15 protein-coding genes are annotated in these 17,001 nt (G+C 71.8%); 5 read left to right on the forward strand and 10 right to left on the reverse strand.

Features of this window, described 5'->3' with window-relative positions; translation table 11 throughout:
- Nucleotide 1: 1 nt before the first annotated feature.
- Nucleotides 2-856 (forward strand): D-alanyl-D-alanine carboxypeptidase, encoded by an 855-nt coding sequence (locus tag AB0L37_RS01215; protein WP_365498163.1) that lies wholly within the window; start codon nucleotides 2-4, stop codon nucleotides 854-856.
- 57 nt (nucleotides 857-913) lie between these two features.
- Here AB0L37_RS01215 and AB0L37_RS01220 read toward each other — a convergent pair whose 3' ends face one another.
- From AB0L37_RS01220 to pdhA, 3 genes are read right to left on the reverse strand one after another with little or no spacing between them, the layout of a single operon-like run.
- The gene (locus AB0L37_RS01220) at nucleotides 914-2,281 is read right to left on the reverse strand and encodes a dihydrolipoamide acetyltransferase family protein (protein WP_365498166.1); all 1,368 of its coding nucleotides are present in this window, start codon (nucleotides 2,279-2,281) and stop codon (nucleotides 914-916) included.
- Between the two features lie 15 nt (nucleotides 2,282-2,296).
- Nucleotides 2,297-3,277: an alpha-ketoacid dehydrogenase subunit beta gene (locus tag AB0L37_RS01225; protein ID WP_365498169.1), complete on the reverse strand. Its 981-nt coding sequence runs from the start codon at nucleotides 3,275-3,277 to the stop codon at nucleotides 2,297-2,299.
- A 5-nt stretch (nucleotides 3,278-3,282) separates the two neighbouring features.
- Nucleotides 3,283-4,467: a pyruvate dehydrogenase (acetyl-transferring) E1 component subunit alpha gene (gene pdhA, locus AB0L37_RS01230; protein WP_365498172.1), complete on the reverse strand. Its 1,185-nt coding sequence runs from the start codon at nucleotides 4,465-4,467 to the stop codon at nucleotides 3,283-3,285.
- A gap of 402 nt (nucleotides 4,468-4,869) precedes the next feature.
- Here pdhA and AB0L37_RS01235 point away from each other — a divergent pair, with 402 nt between their 5' ends.
- Together AB0L37_RS01235 and AB0L37_RS01240 are read left to right on the forward strand one after the other, a co-directional pair.
- Nucleotides 4,870-5,529, forward strand: coding sequence for a response regulator transcription factor (locus tag AB0L37_RS01235; protein ID WP_365498175.1), 660 nt, complete (start codon nucleotides 4,870-4,872; stop codon nucleotides 5,527-5,529).
- Between the two features lie 98 nt (nucleotides 5,530-5,627).
- Complete coding sequence (locus tag AB0L37_RS01240) at nucleotides 5,628-6,080, forward strand: pyridoxamine 5'-phosphate oxidase family protein (RefSeq protein ID WP_365498178.1); 453 nt, start codon at nucleotides 5,628-5,630, stop codon at nucleotides 6,078-6,080.
- Between the two features lie 4 nt (nucleotides 6,081-6,084).
- Here AB0L37_RS01240 and AB0L37_RS01245 read toward each other — a convergent pair whose 3' ends face one another.
- Entirely contained in the window at nucleotides 6,085-7,668 is a 1,584-nt protein-coding gene (locus AB0L37_RS01245) for a protein kinase (RefSeq protein WP_365498181.1), read from the reverse strand.
- A 361-nt stretch (nucleotides 7,669-8,029) separates the two neighbouring features.
- Here AB0L37_RS01245 and AB0L37_RS01250 point away from each other — a divergent pair, with 361 nt between their 5' ends.
- On the forward strand, nucleotides 8,030-9,685 hold the full coding sequence (locus tag AB0L37_RS01250; RefSeq protein WP_365498184.1) for a protein kinase: 1,656 nt from the start codon (nucleotides 8,030-8,032) through the stop codon (nucleotides 9,683-9,685).
- A gap of 100 nt (nucleotides 9,686-9,785) precedes the next feature.
- Here the strand turns inward: AB0L37_RS01250 and AB0L37_RS01255 are convergent, their stop codons facing one another.
- A complete protein-coding gene (locus AB0L37_RS01255) occupies nucleotides 9,786-10,328 on the reverse strand; it encodes a bacterial proteasome activator family protein (protein ID WP_365498187.1) in 543 nt (180 codons plus the stop codon).
- A gap of 158 nt (nucleotides 10,329-10,486) precedes the next feature.
- Here AB0L37_RS01255 and AB0L37_RS01260 point away from each other — a divergent pair, with 158 nt between their 5' ends.
- Complete coding sequence (locus AB0L37_RS01260; protein WP_365498190.1) at nucleotides 10,487-10,894, forward strand: hypothetical protein; 408 nt, start codon at nucleotides 10,487-10,489, stop codon at nucleotides 10,892-10,894.
- 44 nt (nucleotides 10,895-10,938) lie between these two features.
- Here the strand turns inward: AB0L37_RS01260 and AB0L37_RS01265 are convergent, their stop codons facing one another.
- From AB0L37_RS01265 to AB0L37_RS01285, 5 genes are all read right to left on the reverse strand, one after another.
- Nucleotides 10,939-11,919, reverse strand: a complete 981-nt coding sequence (locus tag AB0L37_RS01265) for an NAD(P)H-quinone oxidoreductase (RefSeq protein WP_365498193.1) — start codon at nucleotides 11,917-11,919, stop codon at nucleotides 10,939-10,941.
- A gap of 38 nt (nucleotides 11,920-11,957) precedes the next feature.
- Nucleotides 11,958-13,055, reverse strand: a complete 1,098-nt coding sequence (locus tag AB0L37_RS01270; protein ID WP_365498196.1) for a potassium channel family protein — start codon at nucleotides 13,053-13,055, stop codon at nucleotides 11,958-11,960.
- A complete protein-coding gene (locus tag AB0L37_RS01275; RefSeq protein ID WP_365498199.1) occupies nucleotides 13,036-14,646 on the reverse strand; it encodes a molybdopterin-binding protein in 1,611 nt (536 codons plus the stop codon). Before AB0L37_RS01275 ends, AB0L37_RS01270 begins: the two co-directional genes overlap by 20 nt.
- On the reverse strand, nucleotides 14,643-15,542 hold the full coding sequence (locus tag AB0L37_RS01280; RefSeq protein ID WP_365498202.1) for an NTP transferase domain-containing protein: 900 nt from the start codon (nucleotides 15,540-15,542) through the stop codon (nucleotides 14,643-14,645). Before AB0L37_RS01280 ends, AB0L37_RS01275 begins: the two co-directional genes overlap by 4 nt.
- 73 nt (nucleotides 15,543-15,615) lie before the next feature.
- Nucleotides 15,616-16,995 (reverse strand): dihydrolipoamide acetyltransferase family protein, encoded by a 1,380-nt coding sequence (locus AB0L37_RS01285; RefSeq protein ID WP_365498205.1) that lies wholly within the window; start codon nucleotides 16,993-16,995, stop codon nucleotides 15,616-15,618.
- Nucleotides 16,996-17,001 lie beyond the last annotated feature (6 nt).

A 17,001-nucleotide genomic window follows, 5' to 3' on the forward strand; every position in this document is an offset into this window, starting at 1 on the left:
CATGTCCGTTCTCGTCGCGGGAACGCTGCTCACCGGCGGAGCACTGACCACCTCCGCACAGGCCGCGACCCTGGCCACCCCCACGATCGCCGCCAAGGGCGGGTTCGTGATGAACAACGGAACGGGCAAGACCCTGTTCACCAAGGCCGCGGACACGCGCCGGTCCACGGGCTCCACCACCAAGATCATGACCGCCAAGGTGGTGCTGGCCCAGAAGAACCTCAACCTGGACGCCAAGGTCACCATCTCCAAGGCGTACAGCGACTACATCGTCAAGAACAACGCGTCGTCGGCCCGCCTCATCGTCGGCGACAAGGTCTCCGTGCGCTCGCTCCTGTACGGCCTGATGCTGCCGTCGGGCTGCGACGCCGCGTACGCGCTGGCCGACAAGTTCGGCTCCGGCACCACCCGCGCCGCCCGCGTGAAGTCCTTCATCGGCAAGATGAACAAGGCCGCCACCGACCTGGGCCTGAAGAACACGCACTTCGACTCGTTCGACGGCATCGGCAACGGCTCCAACTACTCGACGCCCCGCGACCTGACGAAGATCGCGTCGTCGGCGATGAAGAACTCGACCTTCCGCGCGGTCGTCAAGACCAAGTCGACGAAGCAGAAGGTCACCACGAAGTCCGGCGGCTACCGCTACATGTCCTGGTCCAACACGAACACGCTGCTCGGCACCTACTCCGGCGCGCTCGGCGTGAAGACGGGCTCGGGCCCGGAGGCCGGCTACTGCCTGGTCTTCGCCGCGACCCGCAACGGCAAGACGGTCATCGGCACGGTCCTGAAGTCGTCGTCGGTCTCCGCCCGCACGTCGGACGCCAAGAAGCTGATGGACTACGGCTTCAAGAAGTAGGCCTCGCGTACGTCGAAGGGCGCCCTCCCGGCGGGGTGGGCGCCCTTCTCCGTTCGGCTAGCTCCAGGTGATCAGGCGCTTGGGCCGCTCAAGGATCGCCGCCACATCGGCGAGCACCTTGGACCCCAGCTCCCCGTCCACCAGACGGTGGTCGAAGGAGAGCGCCAGCGTCGTCACCTGACGCGGCCTGACCTTGCCCTTGTGCACCCAGGGCTGCAACTTGATCGCCCCGACGGCGAGGATCGCCGACTCACCCGGGTTCAGGATCGGCGTGCCCGTGTCGACGCCGAAGACACCGACGTTCGTGATCGTCACCGTGCCGCCCTGCATGGCCGCGGGCGACGTCTTGCCCTCGCGCGCGGTGGCCACCAACTCGCCGAGCGCGGACGCCAGTTCGGGCAGCGTCTTGGCGTGCGCGTCCTTGATGTTCGGCACGATCAGACCGCGCGGCGTGGCCGCGGCGATGCCCAGGTTCACGTAGTGCTTCTGGACGATCTCCTGGTTGGCCTCGTCCCACGACGCGCTGATCTCGGGGTTCCGCTTGATCGCGACGAGCAGCGCCTTGGAGATGAGCAGCAGCGGGTTGACCCGCAGCCCGGCCATGTCCTTGTCGGCCTTCAGCTCCTCGACGAGCTTCATCGTCCGGGTCACGTCGACCGTCACGAACTCCGTGACGTGCGGCGCGGTGAACGCGGACCCGATCATCGCCTGCGCGGTCGCCTTGCGGACACCCTTGACCGGGATCCGCGTCTCGCGCACGGAGTCGTACGAGGCGACGGGCGCGGCGGGAGCGGCAGCGGGCGCCGCAGCCGGAGCCGGAGCCGGTGCCGGTGCGGGGGCCTGAGCAGGCACCTCAGGAGCGGCAGGCGGCGCGACCGCCGCGTGCACGTCCTCGCGCGTGATGATCCCGTCCGGGTTCGACGGGATCACGGTGGCGAGGTCGACCCCGAGGTCCTTGGCGAGCTTGCGCACCGGCGGCTTGGCCAGCGGCCGGGTCAGCGCGGGCGTCCCGTTGGCCGCGGCCTCGGGAGCGGCACCCTTGCGGGCCCGCCGCTTCGTCGACGCCTCGGCGACGCCGTAGCCGACGAGCACGGGCTGCCGCCCGCTCGGCGCGGCCTCCTCCTCGGCCTCGGCCTCGGCCACCACCGGCTCGGGCTCGGGCTCAGGAGCGGGCGCGGGCGCGTCCCCCGCCACATCCACCGAGATGATCACCTGGCCGACGTCGACGGTCGTGCCCTCGGGGAACAGCAGCTCCCGCACCACACCGTCGTACGGGATCGGCAGCTCGACGGCCGCCTTCGCCGTCTCGACCTCGCAGACGACCTGCCCGTCCTCGACGGTGTCGCCCGGCTGCACGTACCACTTGAGGATCTCGGCCTCGGTCAGGCCTTCGCCGACGTCCGGCATCTTGAATTCACGAGCCATGATCTTCGGCCCCTCTCAGTACGCCAGCGAGCGGTCGACGGCATCGAGTACCCGGTCAAGGCCCGGCAGATACTCGTCCTCCAGGCGCGCCGGCGGATACGGCGCGTGGTACCCGCCGACCCGCAGCACGGGCGCCTCCAGGTGGTAGAAGCACCGCTCGGTGATCCGCGCCGCGAGCTCCGCGCCGGACCCGAGGAAGACGGGGGCCTCGTGCACGACGACGAGCCGCCGCGTCTTCTCCACCGACTTCTGCACGGAGTCGAAGTCCATCGGCGAGATCGAGCGCAGGTCGATGACCTCCAGGGACTTGCCCTCCTCCTGCGCCGCCGCGGCCGCCTCCAGGCAGACCTTCACCATCGGCCCGTACGCGGCGAGCGTGAGGTCACTGCCCTCACGCGCCACACGCGCCCCGTGCGGCTGCGCGGGGATGGCCTCGGTGTCGACCTCGCCCTTGTCCCAGTAGCGCCGCTTCGGCTCGAAGAAGATCACCGGGTCGTCGCTCTGGATGGCCTGCTGGAGCATCCAGTACGCGTCGCTGGAGTTCGACGGCGTGACCACCTTCAGACCGGGGACGTGCGCGAACAGCGCCTCCGGCGACTCGCTGTGGTGCTCGACCGCGCCGATGCCGCCGCCGTACGGGATACGGATGACGACCGGCGTCTTGATCTTGCCGAGCGCGCGGGCGTGCATCTTCGCGAGCTGCGTGACGATCTGGTCGTACGCGGGGAAGACGAACCCGTCGAACTGGATCTCCACGACCGGCCGGTAGCCGCGCAGCGCGAGGCCGATCGCCGTGCCGACGATGCCGGACTCCGCGAGGGGGGTGTCGATGACCCGCTCCTCGCCGAAGTCCTTCTGGAGCCCGTCCGTGACACGGAAGACGCCGCCGAGCTTGCCGACGTCCTCGCCCATGACGAGGACCTTCGGGTCGTCCGCGAGCGCCTTGCGCAGGGACTCGTTGATCGCCTTGGCGATCGGAAGCTTCTGTACCGCCATGACCGTCAGGCCTCCCCGTCTGCGAACGACGCCTGGTAGGCGGCGAATTGGGCCCGCTCCTCGTCGACGAGCGCGTGCCCGTCCGCGTACACGTTCTCGAAGATGGCCAGGTGGCCCGGGTCCGGCATGGCCCGGACGACCTCGCGCACCCGCTTGCCGAGCGCCTCGCTCTCGGCGTCGAGGTCCGTGAAGAACTCCTCGCCCGTGTCGGTCCGCGACTCCAGGTAGGCGCGCAGGCGCAGGATCGGGTCCTTGGCCTCCCACGCCTGGCGCTCCTCGTCGGCCCGGTACTTCGTCGGGTCGTCGGAGGTGGTGTGCGCGCCCATCCGGTACGTGAACGCCTCGACGAGGGTCGGGCCCTCGCCGTTGCGGGCCCGCTCCAGGGCCCAGCGGGTCACCGCGAGGCACGCGAGGACGTCGTTGCCGTCGACGCGCACGCCCGGGAAGCCGAAGCCCTGGGCGCGCTGGTAGAGCGGGGCGCGCATCTGGCGCTCGGTGGGCTCGGAGATCGCCCACTGGTTGTTCTGGCAGAAGAACACGACGGGGGCGTTGTAGACCGCGCCGAAGTTGAAGGCCTCCAGGACGTCGCCCTGGCTGCTCGCGCCGTCGCCGAAGTACGCGATGACGGCCGAGTCCGCGCCGTCCTTGGCGACGCCCATCGCGTAGCCGGTGGCGTGCAGCGTCTGCGAGCCGATGACGATCGTGTACAGGTGGAAGTTGTTGCTGTTCGGGTCCCAGCCGCCGTGGTTCACCCCGCGGAACATGCCGAGCAGGTTCGTCGGGTCGACGCCACGGCACCAGGCGACGCCGTGCTCGCGGTACGTGGGGAAGACGTAGTCGTCCTCGCGGGTGGCCCGCCCGGAGCCGATCTGGGCGGCCTCCTGGCCGAGCAGCGACGCCCACAGGCCCAGCTCGCCCTGGCGCTGAAGCGCGGTGGCCTCGGCGTCGAACCGGCGGGTCATCACCATGTCGCGGTACAGGCCGCGCAGCTCGTCGTCGGTGACGTCGGCGACGTAGCGGTCGTACGTGGCGTTCTTGACGCGCTTGCCCTCGGGGGTCAGGAGCTGGATCAGCTCCGGCCCGCCGGGGGACTTCTCCGTCGTCCCGGAAGACTTCTTCGCAGCGGCCCGCTTGCGCGGCGGCCGTGCCTGCTGCGCAGCGGCAGTGCTGTCAGCACTGTCTACGGTCACGTGTGCTCCTCCGTCGGTCCGGCCCCCGGGATTGCCGGATGGCCAGTCGGCTCGGCTCGCCTGATCCGTCCGCGCACGGGGTGGGTGCGCTGGTACCGGGTACAGGCGTGATCGGAAAGAACTGCAACTTTCGCGCCCCGGCAAGCACCCTTCACCCAGCACGTTACCCAGTGCGCCGCACATCTGCGAAACCCCATCTGACCTGCGATTTTGCTTGGATTTCCAAGTAACTCGTTGGTTGGATTTCCTAGTAATCGCGAGCGGGACGGAGCGTCGCAGGTCACAGCATGTGCGACCGGCACTTGGTCTCAGCCTGGCAGGGGGCCGGAACACCGGCACGTTATCCCGCTCACCCGTCGGTCATCTAGGGCGTGGCAAGAGTTCGTGTGTGAGACTGAATCCGTGCGCGAAGACGGAAAAATTCACGTATTTCTCCTCGACGACCATGAAGTGGTCCGGCGCGGAGTCCATGAGCTGCTCTCGGTGGAGGACGACATCGAGGTCGTCGGCGAGGCCGGTACGGCCGCCGACGCCCTGGTCCGCATCCCCGCGACCCGCCCCGACGTGGCCGTACTCGACGTGCGTCTGCCGGACGGCAGCGGCGTCGAGGTGTGCCGCGAGATCCGCTCCCAGGACGAGTCCATCAAGTGCCTGATGCTGACCTCCTTCGCGGACGACGAGGCCCTCTTCGACGCGATCATGGCCGGCGCCTCCGGCTACGTGCTGAAGGCGATCCGGGGCAATGAGCTGCTCACGGCCGTACGGGACGTCGCGGCCGGCAAGTCGCTGCTCGACCCCGTCGCCACCGCCCGGGTCCTGGAGCGGCTGCGCGACGGCGGCCGCAGCAAGGAGGACGACCGGCTCTCCGGTCTCACCGAGCAGGAGCGCAAGATCCTCGACCTGATCGGCGAGGGCATGACCAACCGCGCGATCGGCGAGCGCCTCCATCTCGCCGAGAAGACGATCAAGAACTATGTCTCCAGTCTGCTGTCCAAGCTGGGCATGGAGCGCCGCTCGCAGGCCGCCGCGTACGTGGCCCGTATGCAGGCCGAGAAGCGCTGACCCCTCACCCGTATGCCAGGTGACACGGGACCTACGTCCCCCGCGCTGGGGGCGGGGTCCCCTTTCCCGGCACCGCGTCGGCATCGCACAGTGGTGACATGCCCTCCGACACGCAGCCGGACGACCTCCAGCGCGGCTTCGAACTGCTCGCCCGTGTGAACTACGGGCGGGTGGCCACCAGCATGCGCGCGCTGCCCTTCCTCGCCTCCGCCCGCCACATCGTGGCCGACGGCCGGCTCCTGCTGCGCCTGCACCGGGGGTACGGCTACCACGTGGCCTGCATCGGCAGCGTCGTCGCGTACGGCGCGGACAACCTGGGCGGCGAGGACCCCGGGGCGGACGGCCAGTGGTCCGTGCAGTGCGTCGGCACCTGCGAGCAGATCGAGCCGACCACCGCCGAACTCGAACTCTTCGGCCCCGCCCCGCACTTCGCGGACGGCGACCTCTTCGACCCGGTGTACCTGCGCGTCGCCCCGCAGTTCATGACGGTGCACGAACTGCGGGGCGGGTCGGCGCGGGTGGTTCCGCTGGACAGAGCGCCCAGGGGCTGAGGCCCTAGTTGGCGCCGCCGTCGGCGCCGCCCGCGGTCGCGGGGTCGCCGGTGGCGCCGCCGTCCCCGGTCGGCTCGCCGGTGGGCTCGTCCGTCGGCTCGTCCGTCGGCTCGTCGGTGGGCTCCTGCGTCTTCGACGGCGTCGGCTTCGTCGGCTCGTGCGACGGCTGCGTCTCCGTCTCCGACGGCGTCGCCTCGCCCGTGCTCGGCGTGTACGACGGCGAGTAGTCCGTCTCACCGCCGGTGCCGGTGCCCGGGTCCTCGGTCTCGCCCTGCGACGTGTTCTCGTCCGACGACTCGCTGGGCTCGTCCGTCTTCTCGGACTGCGAGGCGGACGGCGACTGCTTGGTGCCGCCCCCGTGACCCTTGTCGTCGTTGCCGGTGAGCGCCCAGGCGACGCCCACCGCGATCGCGATCACGGCGAGCGCGGCGAGGATCCACATCTTGCCGCGGCCGCCGCGGCCGCCACCGCCGTTTCCGTTGCCGTCGAAGCCGCCGTCGTCGCCGCCCGGCGGGCGCAGCATGGGCTGCGCGGCCGTGCCGCCGTCGCCGGGGTGCTGGAGCGCGGCCGCACCGGCCATCCCCATGCCCATGGCCGGGGTGTTCCCGCCCTCGTGCATGTCGACGGGCCCGGTGTTCCAGGTGCCGGTGTGGCCGCCCTGCTCGTACAGCATCTGGAGCGCGTACTGGACGAGTCCGCGCATCTCCTCGGCCGTCTGGAACCGGTCGTCCGGGTCCTTGGCGAGGGAGCGCATGACGAGGCCGTCCAGCTCCGGCGGCGTCGCGTCCGAGGCCTCGGAGGGCGGCGTGGGGATGTCCTGGACGTGCTGGTAGACCACCGACAACGGTGTCTCACCGGTGAACGGGGGCCGCAGCGCGAGGAGTTCGTACAGCAGGCAGCCGGTGGCGTACAGGTCGGAGCGGTGGTCGACGGCCTTGCCGAGCGCCTGCTCGGGCGACAGGTACTGGGGCGTGCCCATGACCATGCCGGTCTGCGTCATCGTCGACTGGGCGCCGTGCAGGGCGCGCGCGATGCCGAAGTCCATCACCTTCACCGCGCCGGTGTTGGTGATGATGACGTTCGCGGGCTTGATGTCGCGGTGCACGATGCCGTGCTGGTGCGAGTAGGCGAGGGCTTCGAGGACACCGGAGACGATGATCAGGGCCTGCTCGGGGCCCGGCGCCTCGGCGTTCAGGAGCAGGTCGCGGATGGTGCGGCCCTCGACGAGCTCCATGACGATGTACGGAACGGTCGAACCGTTCACGTAGTCCTCACCGGAGTCGTAGACCGCGACGACCGCGTGATGGTTCAGGCCGGCGACCGACTGTGCCTCGCGCGTGAAGCGGGCCTTGGAGACCGGGTCCTCGGCGAGGTCGGAGCGGAGCAGCTTGACGGCGACGGTGCGCCCGAGGCGTACGTCCTCGGCCGCGAAGACCTCGGCCATGCCGCCCCGGCCGAGTCTGTGCGTCAGCCGGTACCGGCCGTCCCCGACGAGCCCGCCGTTACCCCACATCTCCGGCGCATCTGACATACCGCCGCCAGTCGCCTCGGGGTCGGACGGGCCCTGAGCGCGCTGCTGCTGTGCCATCAGTCCTCGCCGTCGTTTCTGTCCATGCTTGTCTGGGCTGCCGGATCCATGCATCGGAGGACGCGCGGTGGTGAAATTACGGTCTCCCTCGGGCCACGCTACAGGCTTGAGCCAGGCCCCTGTTCCGAGATGGACCGGACATCAAACCCGTTGCCGTGCACGGGTTGCAAATCGTGCGCGCGTTTTCTGTGCCGGAGCCATGACCGTTCCCGTAACACTTGCGCGACTCTTCTTGCCCGTACGGTCACGGAACGGGCATCGAGCTTGACGTGTCACTGCCCTGGGGCAGACTTGGCCGGGAATAGCTGAATTCGATCACCGGCCGCGCCGACGTCGGGGCGCCTATGGGGGACACAGAAACATGACCGAGGCCAGCGCCGGCGGCGCGCAGAACGGGCGGTACGCGGGGCGTTCCCTGGCGAACGACCGGTACCGGCTGCACGACCTGCTCGGCGAGGGCGGCATGGCGTCCGTGCACCTCGCGCACGACACCCGGCTCGACCGACCGGTCGCCATCAAGACGTTGCACACGGAACTCGGCCGCGAGCAGGCCTTCCGTGAGCGGTTCCGGCGCGAGGCCCAGTCGGTGGCCAAGCTCACGCACACGAACATCGTCTCGGTCTTCGACTCCGGCGAGGACGATCTCGACGGGACCATCACCCCGTACATCGTCATGGAGTACGTGGAGGGCCGCCCGCTCGGCTCCGTGCTCGACGAGGACGTACGCCACCACGGCGCGATGCCCACCGACAAGGCCCTGAAGATCACGGCCGATGTGCTCGCGGCCCTTGAGATCAGCCACGAGATGGGCCTGGTCCACCGGGACATCAAGCCGGGCAACGTGATGATGACGAAGCGCAACGTCGTCAAGGTCATGGACTTCGGCATCGCGCGCGCCATGCAGTCGGGCGTCACGTCGATGACGCAGACCGGCATGGTCGTCGGAACGCCGCAGTACCTGTCGCCGGAACAGGCGCTCGGCCGGGGCGTGGACGCCCGCTCCGACCTCTACTCCGTCGGCATCATGCTCTTCCAGCTGGTCACCGGGCGGCTGCCGTTCGAGGCGGACTCGCCGCTGGCCATAGCGTATGCGCACGTCCAGGAGGAGCCGGTGGCTCCGTCCTCGATCAACCGCGCGCTGCCGCCGGCCGTCGACGCGCTCGTGGCCCGCGCCCTGAAGAAGAACCCGAACGAGCGTTTCCCGAGCGCCGAGGCGATGCGGGACGAGTGCCTGCGGGTCGCCCAGTCGCTCACGCCGGCGGCGCCGAGCATCGTGGCGGGCGCGCAGACGTCGAGCGGCGCCGGTGTCGGCTCGGCCGTCTTCCCGCCGGTCGACCAGAACGGCATGCCGACGCCGGGCCCGGTCCAGACGCCCTACCAGCCGCAGCACCTGACCCCGAACCCGTACGGCGCGCAGACCCCGCCGCCGCAGGCCGGGTACGGCTACCCGCAGCAGGGCATGCAGCAGGCCGGCTACCAGACCCCGCCGCCGGCCGCCCCGTACGCGCAAGCGGGCCAGCAGACCCCGCCGCCGTACACGATCTCGCCCCAGACGGTGTCGAGCCCGGGCGGCTCGGGCGGCGGCGGCAAGCGCAACACGATGGTGATCGTGGCCTCGGTCGTCGTCGCGCTCATCGCCATCGGCGGCCTGATCACGGCGCTGACGATGAACGGCGACGACAGCAAGGGCGGCGGCGACGGCAAGCCGACGAAGTCGGCGGTCGCCGGCCACAAGGGTCCGGATCTGACGAAGACCATCGAGACGGACGCGTGCACCGACCCGGACATCGGCTACAACGACGAGAACAAGATCAAGGTCCCGGACTTCTACCTGAAGAACATCGACTCGGTGAAGGCGTGCTTCCGGGCCGCGGGCTGGAAGGTCGATCTCAGGCACCAGGACGAGAACACGTACGGCGAGGGCACGGTCATGGCGCAGAGCCCGGCCGCCGACACGGAGATCGACCCGGACGACGTGACCATCCAGCTGAGCGTCTCGACGGGCGACCCGTCCTGACCTGAGCCCTCGCTCCGGTACATGGAACTGGGCCCGGCCCGCGCTCTTCGCGCGGGCCGGGCCCAGTTCGTTCGTCCGTGACGGTGTGGGTTCTACGGGTTTACAGGTACGGCCCGCCCGAGCGGCCGACCGTCCTCGGGTCCTCGTCCTCCTCGCCGCCGCCGACGCCCGGCGGCAACGCGCGGCGCATCTGCTCCAGTTGGGCCCGCGCCGCCATCTGCTGCGCGAACAGGGTCGTCTGGATCCCGTGGAACAGGCCCTCGAGCCAGCCCACCAACTGAGCCTGCGCGATGCGCAGTTCCGCGTCCGTCGGGGTCGCGTCGTCCGTGAAGGGCAGGGAGAGCCGCTCCAGTTCCTCGACGAGCTCCGGCGCCAGGCCGTCCTCGAGCTCCTTGACCGAGCTGGCGTGGATCTCCTTGAGCCGCTGCCGGCTCGCCTCGTCCAGGGGGGCCACGCGCACTTCTTCCAGCAGCTGCTTGATCATGCTGCCGATGCGCATCACCTTGGCCGGCTGTTCCACCATCTCCGTCACCGGGACCTCGCGGGATTCGTCGTCTCCGCCGCCGCCCAGAGCCATTCCGTCCTGGCCCACGACCAGGATCTGGGGGTTCTCCGGCGACCGTTCGTTCCTCGGCATCTCCATGCCGCCATTCTCTCGCACCGAGCTGTCACACCACCGTGGTGCCCCCGTTCTGCTCTGATCCACCGTGCTGAAGGGGCCCGAAATCCGGCGTGCCCCTTTTACTGCCTTATGTGAGGCTTGCCGTACGCGTCATGGGGCAGCGGGCGGAAGGGGCAGGTATGCGGCGGCTTCGGTGGGTGGCCGGGCTCTCGGTCGCGGCGGCGCTGCTCGCGCTGTGGGCCGCGGCCGGAACGCCGGCCGCGTACGCCGCCGGGCGGGGGGTCGCGCACGCCGCCGAGCCCTCCCCGCACGGCTCGCTCGCGGGCAGCCGGGCGGGCGTGGGCCGGACACCGCCGGGGCGCACCCTGCCCTCGCCCGCCGTCACGGAGGACGCGCTGCCCCCGCCGCCCGCCGTCGCCGAGACCACCGCCCCCGCGTCGCCCACCCCGCGCACCGAGCGGCCGAACGCCGCGCGGCAGACGGTCCTGCCGGGCGGCGGGCGGGTCGTGAACATCCTGCCGCTGGGGGCCGGGCTGCTCCTGACGGGGCTCGGCCTCGGCTTCCTGGCGCTGCGGCTGCGCCGCTGAGCCGCTGAGCCGCTGAGCCGCTGAGCCGCTGAGCCGCTGAGCCGCTACGAGCGTGTGAGCAGGACCTTGCCGATGTGGCCCGACTCCTCCAGGACGCGGTGGCCCTGCGCGGCGTCGCTCATCGGCAGCGACCGGTCCACGATCGGCCGTACATGCCCCGCCTCGACCAGCGGCCACACGTGCTCGCGCACGGCGGCGACGACCGCGGCCTTCTCCCCGAGCGGGCGGGCCCGCAGCGTGGTCGCGGTGATCGCGCCGCGCTTGCCGAGCAACGTGCCGATGTTGAGCTCGCCCTTGACGCCGCCCTGCATGCCGATGATGGCGAGGCGGCCGTTGACCGCGAGGGCGTCGACGTTGCGGTTGAGGTACTTGGCGCCCATGTTGTCGAGGATGACGTCGGCGCCCGCCCCGTCCGTCGCGGCCTTGATCTCCTCGACGAAGTCCTGCTCGCGGTAGTTGATCAGGATGTCCGCGCCGAGCTCCGCGCAGAAGTCGAGCTTCTCCTTGGTGCCCGCGGTGACGGCGACCGTCGCACCGACCGCCTTCGCCAGCTGGATCGCCATCGTGCCGATGCCGCTGGAGCCGCCGTGCACGAGGAACACCTCGGTCGGCCGCAGGTGGGCGATCATGAAGACGTTCGACCAGACGGTGCAGGTCACCTCGGGCAGCGCGGCCGCCGTGGCGAGGTCGAGCCCCTTGGGCACGGGCAGCAGCTGTCCGGCGGGCACGGCGACCTTCTCGGCGTAACCGCCGCCCACGAGCAGCGCGCACACCTCGTCGCCGACGGACCAGCCGGAGACGCCGGGTCCGATCGCGGCGATCCGGCCCGCGCACTCCAGACCCGGATACGGGGACGTGCCGGGCGGCGGGCTGTAGAAGCCCTGCCGTTGCAGCAGATCGGCGCGGTTGACCGCGCTGGACACCACCTCGACCAGGACTTCGCCCTCGCCGGGTACGGGATCGGGAACCTCCGTCCAGACGAGCGCCTCGGGTCCGCCGGGTTCCGAAATCGTGATCGCATACATGCTCGCGAGGCTACTCCGGCGCTCTGCCGAGGGCCCGGTCAGTCCTGCGGCAGCGGCTTCGAGTCGGGGGCCACCCGCGTCGTGGGCGTGACCCGCACGATCGTGATCAGCCGGTCCGTCAGTTGCAGCACCCCGACGGACGCATCGTCGTATCCGAGCACGCGATGCCCTCGTACGACACTGACGACGAGGTCGTCCGTCTCCTTCGGCTTCAGGCCCACCTCGGCCTTGGTCACCGGCCGCTCCACGAGGTCGAGGCCGCTGCCCTGCTGGATCAGGTCCTCCATGACCATGCCCGCGTGCGGGCTGAGCACCGACAGGCCGAGCAGGCGGCCCGCCGCGCTGGCGCTGGTGATGACGGCGTCGGCGCCGGACTGGCGCAGCAGCGGCGCGTTCTCCTCCTCGCGCACACAGGCGACGATCTTCGCGCCGCGGTTCAGCTGCCGTGCGGTGAGCGTCACCAGGACGGCCGTGTCGTCGCGCTGCGTCGCGATGATGACCTTCCGGGCCTTCTGCACCTCGGCGCGGAGCAGCACGTCGCTGCGGGTGGCGTCGCCGATGACGCCCACGTACCCGAGCGCGTTGGCCGCGTCGATGACCTTGGGGCTCGGGTCGACGACCACGATCTGCTCCGGCTTCAGGCCGGTCGTGCACACGGTCTCCACGGCGCTGCGGCCCTTGGTTCCGAAGCCGACGACGACGACGTGGTCACGCAAGGTGGACCTCCAGCGGTTCAGGCGCCATTCCTCCCGGGTCCGTTCCGTGAGGACTTCGAGCGTGGTGCCGACCAGGATGATCAGGAAGAGCACACGCAGCGGGGTGACGACGAAGATGTTGGTCAGGCGGGCCCCGTCGCTGACGGGGGTGATGTCGCCGTATCCGGTGGTGGAGAGGGTGACGGTCGCGTAGTAGAACGCGTCGAGGAGGTCGACGCTGCCGTCGGAGTTGTCGTTGTAGCCGGCGCGGTCGAACCACACGAGGAGCGCGGTGACGACCAGCACGGCCAGGGCCATCACGACCCGTCGGGCGACCTGGAGCAGCGGACGCTCCACGACCCGCCGGGGCAGCTTCACCCGGTAGGTCGCGGTCCGCTCGTCCGCCTGGCGCGCGATCGCGTCATGGCCGGCCAGTTTCACGTGAAACACCCTTCGTTTCCCGGTCTGTCGACGCCGCACCGGACACGGCGTCCGACCCCGCGTCCATGGCACTCCAGGACCAGGGGAGATCGAGGATCTCCAGCTCCTGGCCCTCCGTGGCGCCGCCGGGCGGCACCACCGCGAGGGCGTCGGCGGCGGCGATGCCGCGCAGCATGGCGGGCCCGTTGTAGTGCAGCGGCACAGCCCACTCGTGCCCGCTTCCGCTGTCCTGACGCAGCACGACGGGGACGAGCCGGGTGTCGTGCGGGTGTCCCTGGACGGGGCTGTGCAGCGGCGTGGTGTACGGGCCTTCGGGTGCGGGGCGGGTCCGGCCCGACAGGGCCCGCAGCAGCGGTTCGGCGAGGGTGAGCAGGCCGGAGACCGCGGCAAGCGGATTGCCGGGCAGGCCGACGAGGTGCTGCCCCTCGCTGAGGCGGGCGAGCAGCATGGGGTGGCCGGGGCGGACGGCGACACCGTCCACGAGGAGTTCGGCGTCGAGGGCGCGCAGCGTGGGGTGGACATGGTCGACGGGGCCCGACGCGGTGCCCCCCGTCGTCACGACCAGGTCGGCCGTCGACCCGCGGACCGCCTTGAGCAGCGCCTTCGCGTCGTCGCCGAGCCGGCGGACGGCGGTGACCTCGACGCCGAGGGCGCGCAGCCAGTGCGGCAGCATCGGCCCGAGCGCGTCCCGGATGAGGCCGTCCCTGGGCAGGCCCGAGGTCAGCAACTCGTCGCCCAGGACGAGGACCTCGACCCGCGGGCGCGGGACGACGGCCAGGTCGTCGTAGCCGGCCGCGGCCGCGAGCCCGAGGACGGCGGGGGTGACGACGGCGCCGGTCGGCAGCAGCAGGTCGCCGCTGCGGCACTCCTGTCCGCGCGGCCGGATGTCCTGCCCGTGCACGACGTCGCGCAGCGGGTGCAGCCGGCCCTTGTCGTCGGTCCGCCCGTGCTCGCTGCGGATGACGGCCGTGGTCTCCGGGGGGATCCGGGCGCCGGTCGCGATCGCCGCCGCCTCCCCGTCGGCCAGCGCCGCGGGCCGGCCGTGCCCGGCGAGGATCCCCTCGTCGCGTACGTCCCAGGGGCCCGGACCCGCGACGACCCAGCCGTCCATCGCGGACGTGTCGAAGGAGGGCAGGTCGGTGAGTGCGGTGAGAGGCGCGGCGAGGACGAGGCCGAGGGCCCGGTCGAGGGGGACCCGGGTCGCACCGCGCGGCGGGGCGTCCGCGCCGGGGTCGAACGTGCCGCTCGGGAACGGGAGTTGGGGTTCTTCGGCGTCGGGGCGCTGCTCCTGCGGTCCGTCCGCCGCCGTACGGGAGCGGTGGTCGGCGGCGCGCCGGCCTGCCCGCTCGGCCGTGCGGCGGGCGGCGGGCCAGTCCGTGGCGCGGTGGCGGTGGGCGGCGTGGCCCTCGGTGGGTCCGGCTGCTGCTGCGCGGGCCGGTTCCCGGTGCGGGGCGGGCTGGGCGCGGCCAGGGGCGGGGACGTCGTTGCCGGGCGGGGGGCCCGGCCGGTGGTCGTTGGCGAGGGCGAGCGCCTCGTCGACGTCGCCCTCCATCGGGTCGGCCTGCGCCGCCCGGCCGCTCGGGGCGGTCATCCCGCGTCCGGCGCGGCGTCGCCCTTGCCGGCCTCGGCTTCGGCCGCGGCCTCGCGGGCCCAGCGGTCGGCGAGCGCGGCCGCCTTCGCCGCGGCCGCCGCGACGGCTTCGGGGCCGCCGCCTGCCTGCGCCGCCGCGTATCCGACGAGGAACGTCGTCAGCGGGGCCGCCGGGCGCGCGACCCCGTGGGCCGCGTCGCGGGCGAGGTCGAGCACGACGCCGGTGTCGACGTCCAGGTCGAGGCCCAGTTCGTCCTTGGCTGCGGAGATCCATTCATCCAACACGTGCCCATGCTCCCTGATACGTGACCGGGCGGCGGCGATGTCGTCCCAGGTGTCGCAGTCGAACGACGCGACGGGGTCGGTGATGCGGGTGAGTCCCAGGTTCCGGGTGAGCAGCCGCAGGGGCAGCCCGGTGAGCGACCCGTGCTCGGCGTCGAGGTCGGCGAGCACCCGGCGCAGCGGGTCCGCCCGGTAGGCGGCGACGAGCGGCTGGTCGCGGCCGTCGCCGTCGGTGAGCAGGACGCCGTCGGTGTTCTCGTGGCTCTCGCTGACGTTCTCGTGGAGGGCGTCGAGCAGCGTGCGTACGGTGCTCGGTGCCAGGAACGGCAGGTCGGCGGAGAGCACGACGACGCTCTGCGCCCTGCCGTCCAGCGCCCGCACACCCGCGTCGAGCGCAGCGAGCGGGCCGCCGCCCGGCGGGTCCTCGTGCGCCCAGGTGACGGGGCGCGCGGTGGGCCGGGGCGCGGCGACCACGACCGTGGTCCGGGCGTCGGCGCAGGCCGCGAGCACCCGGTCGAGCAGCGCGCGGCCGCCGATCCGCACCCCGGGCTTGTCCGCGCCGCCGAGCCGCCGTGCGGCGCCGCCGGCGAGGACGATGGCCTCGTACGCGTTCATCCCCCGAGTATGGGCGTACGAACGATCTATGCCACCCCCGGGACCCGGTCTTTCGGGGTGGTTCGCGATGCGGTCACAGGGAGCGCAACAGCACCGCCGGTCGCTCCACGCAGTCCGCCACGTAGCGCAGGAACCCGCCCGCCGTGCCGCCGTCGCACACCCGGTGGTCGAAGGTGAGGGAGAGCTGGACGACCTGGCGGACGGCCAACTCCCCTTCGTGCACCCAGGGCTTGGCGGCGATGCGGCCGACGCCGAGCATGGCCGCCTCGGGGTGGTTGATGATCGGCGTCGATCCGTCGACCCCGAACACGCCGTAGTTGTTCAGCGTGAAGGTGCCGCCCGTGAGGTCACCCGGCGTCAGCTTCCCGGTGCGCGCGGCGTCGGTGAGCCGGGCGAACTCGCCGCTCAGCGCCTCGGTGCCGCGCCGGTGGGCGTCCCGTACGACGGGGACGACGAGGCCGCGCTCGGTCTGCGCGGCGAAGCCGAGGTGCACCTCGTCGAGGCGGACGATCTCGCGCCGCTCCATGTCGACCGTCGCGTTCAGCTCCGGGTAGCGGGCCAGGGCCGCCGTGCAGATGCGGGCGAACAACGCCAGGACGGAGATCTTCGGGCCCGCGGACGCGCCGGTCGCCGCGTTCATCGCCGCACGCGCGGCGAGGAGTTCCGTGGCGTCCGCGTCCACCCAGCAGGTCGCGTCGGGTATCTCGCGCCGGCTGCGGGCGAGCTTGTCGGCGACGGCGCCGCGGATGCCGCGCAGCGGGGTGCGGTGGCCGTTCACCGCGGAGGGGACCGGTTCGGGCGCGGCCGGAGCGGCGGTGCGGGCCGTCGCGGCACGCTCCACGTCGGCGCGCAGGATGAGCCCGTCGGGACCCGAACCGGCGACTTCCCGCAGGTCGAGTCCATGGTCGCGGGCGAGCTTGCGGACGAGGGGGGAGATGACGGGGACGGGGCCTTCGGGGCGCACAGGCGCGGCGGGAGCGGCCGGTGCCGGTGCCGGGGCCGGGGCGACCACCTTCGCCCGGGGCTCGGGCCGCGGCTCGGCGGCGGGTCGCACCCGCCTGCGCCGCGCCGGAGCGGCGGCGGTGCCGTATCCCACCAGCACGTTCCCCGAACTCTCCGCCTTCTGAGCGCTGTCGGCGGTGCTCTCCGCCGTCCTCGCGGCCGTGCTCCCGGCGGGCTCCGGGACAGGGGCGCCGGACGCCGCGTCCGCCCCGACGGCGACCGTCAACAGCGGTGCCCCCACCGGCAGTTCGGTGCCCTCGTCCCCGTACCGGGCCGTGACGACGCCACCGTACGGGCACGGCACCTCGACGAGCGCCTTGGCGGTCTCCACCTCGACGACGGGCTGGTCGACGGCGACGACGTCACCGACGGCCACCAGCCACTGCACGATGGATGCCTCGGTGAGCCCCTCCCCGAGGTCGGGCAGCTTGAACTCCAGAACCTGCGCCATCAGCCC

Origin of the sequence: Streptomyces sp. NPDC052225 (genome assembly GCF_040679615.1) — a bacterium.
Taxonomy (GTDB): Bacteria; Actinomycetota; Actinomycetes; order Streptomycetales; family Streptomycetaceae; genus Streptomyces.

Bases quoted from the DNA above. Each gene is read 5' to 3' on its own strand.
- AB0L37_RS01285 (WP_365498205.1), bottom strand. From the start codon at position 16,995: ATGGCGCAGGTTCTGGAGTTCAAGCTGCCCGACCTCGGGGAGGGGCTC.
- AB0L37_RS01260 (WP_365498190.1), top strand. From the start codon at position 10,487: ATGCGGCGGCTTCGGTGGGTGGCCGGGCTCTCGGTCGCGGCGGCGCTG.
- AB0L37_RS01240 (WP_365498178.1), top strand. From the start codon at position 5,628: ATGCCCTCCGACACGCAGCCGGACGACCTCCAGCGCGGCTTCGAACTG.
- AB0L37_RS01275 (WP_365498199.1), bottom strand. From the start codon at position 14,646: ATGACCGCCCCGAGCGGCCGGGCGGCGCAGGCCGACCCGATGGAGGGC.
- AB0L37_RS01265 (WP_365498193.1), bottom strand. From the start codon at position 11,919: ATGTATGCGATCACGATTTCGGAACCCGGCGGACCCGAGGCGCTCGTC.
- AB0L37_RS01225 (WP_365498169.1), bottom strand. From the start codon at position 3,277: ATGGCGGTACAGAAGCTTCCGATCGCCAAGGCGATCAACGAGTCCCTG.
- AB0L37_RS01245 (WP_365498181.1), bottom strand. From the start codon at position 7,668: ATGGCACAGCAGCAGCGCGCTCAGGGCCCGTCCGACCCCGAGGCGACT.
- AB0L37_RS01250 (WP_365498184.1), top strand. From the start codon at position 8,030: ATGACCGAGGCCAGCGCCGGCGGCGCGCAGAACGGGCGGTACGCGGGG.
- AB0L37_RS01255 (WP_365498187.1), bottom strand. From the start codon at position 10,328: ATGGAGATGCCGAGGAACGAACGGTCGCCGGAGAACCCCCAGATCCTG.
- AB0L37_RS01280 (WP_365498202.1), bottom strand. From the start codon at position 15,542: ATGAACGCGTACGAGGCCATCGTCCTCGCCGGCGGCGCCGCACGGCGG.
- AB0L37_RS01220 (WP_365498166.1), bottom strand. From the start codon at position 2,281: ATGGCTCGTGAATTCAAGATGCCGGACGTCGGCGAAGGCCTGACCGAG.
- AB0L37_RS01215 (WP_365498163.1), top strand. From the start codon at position 2: ATGTCCGTTCTCGTCGCGGGAACGCTGCTCACCGGCGGAGCACTGACC.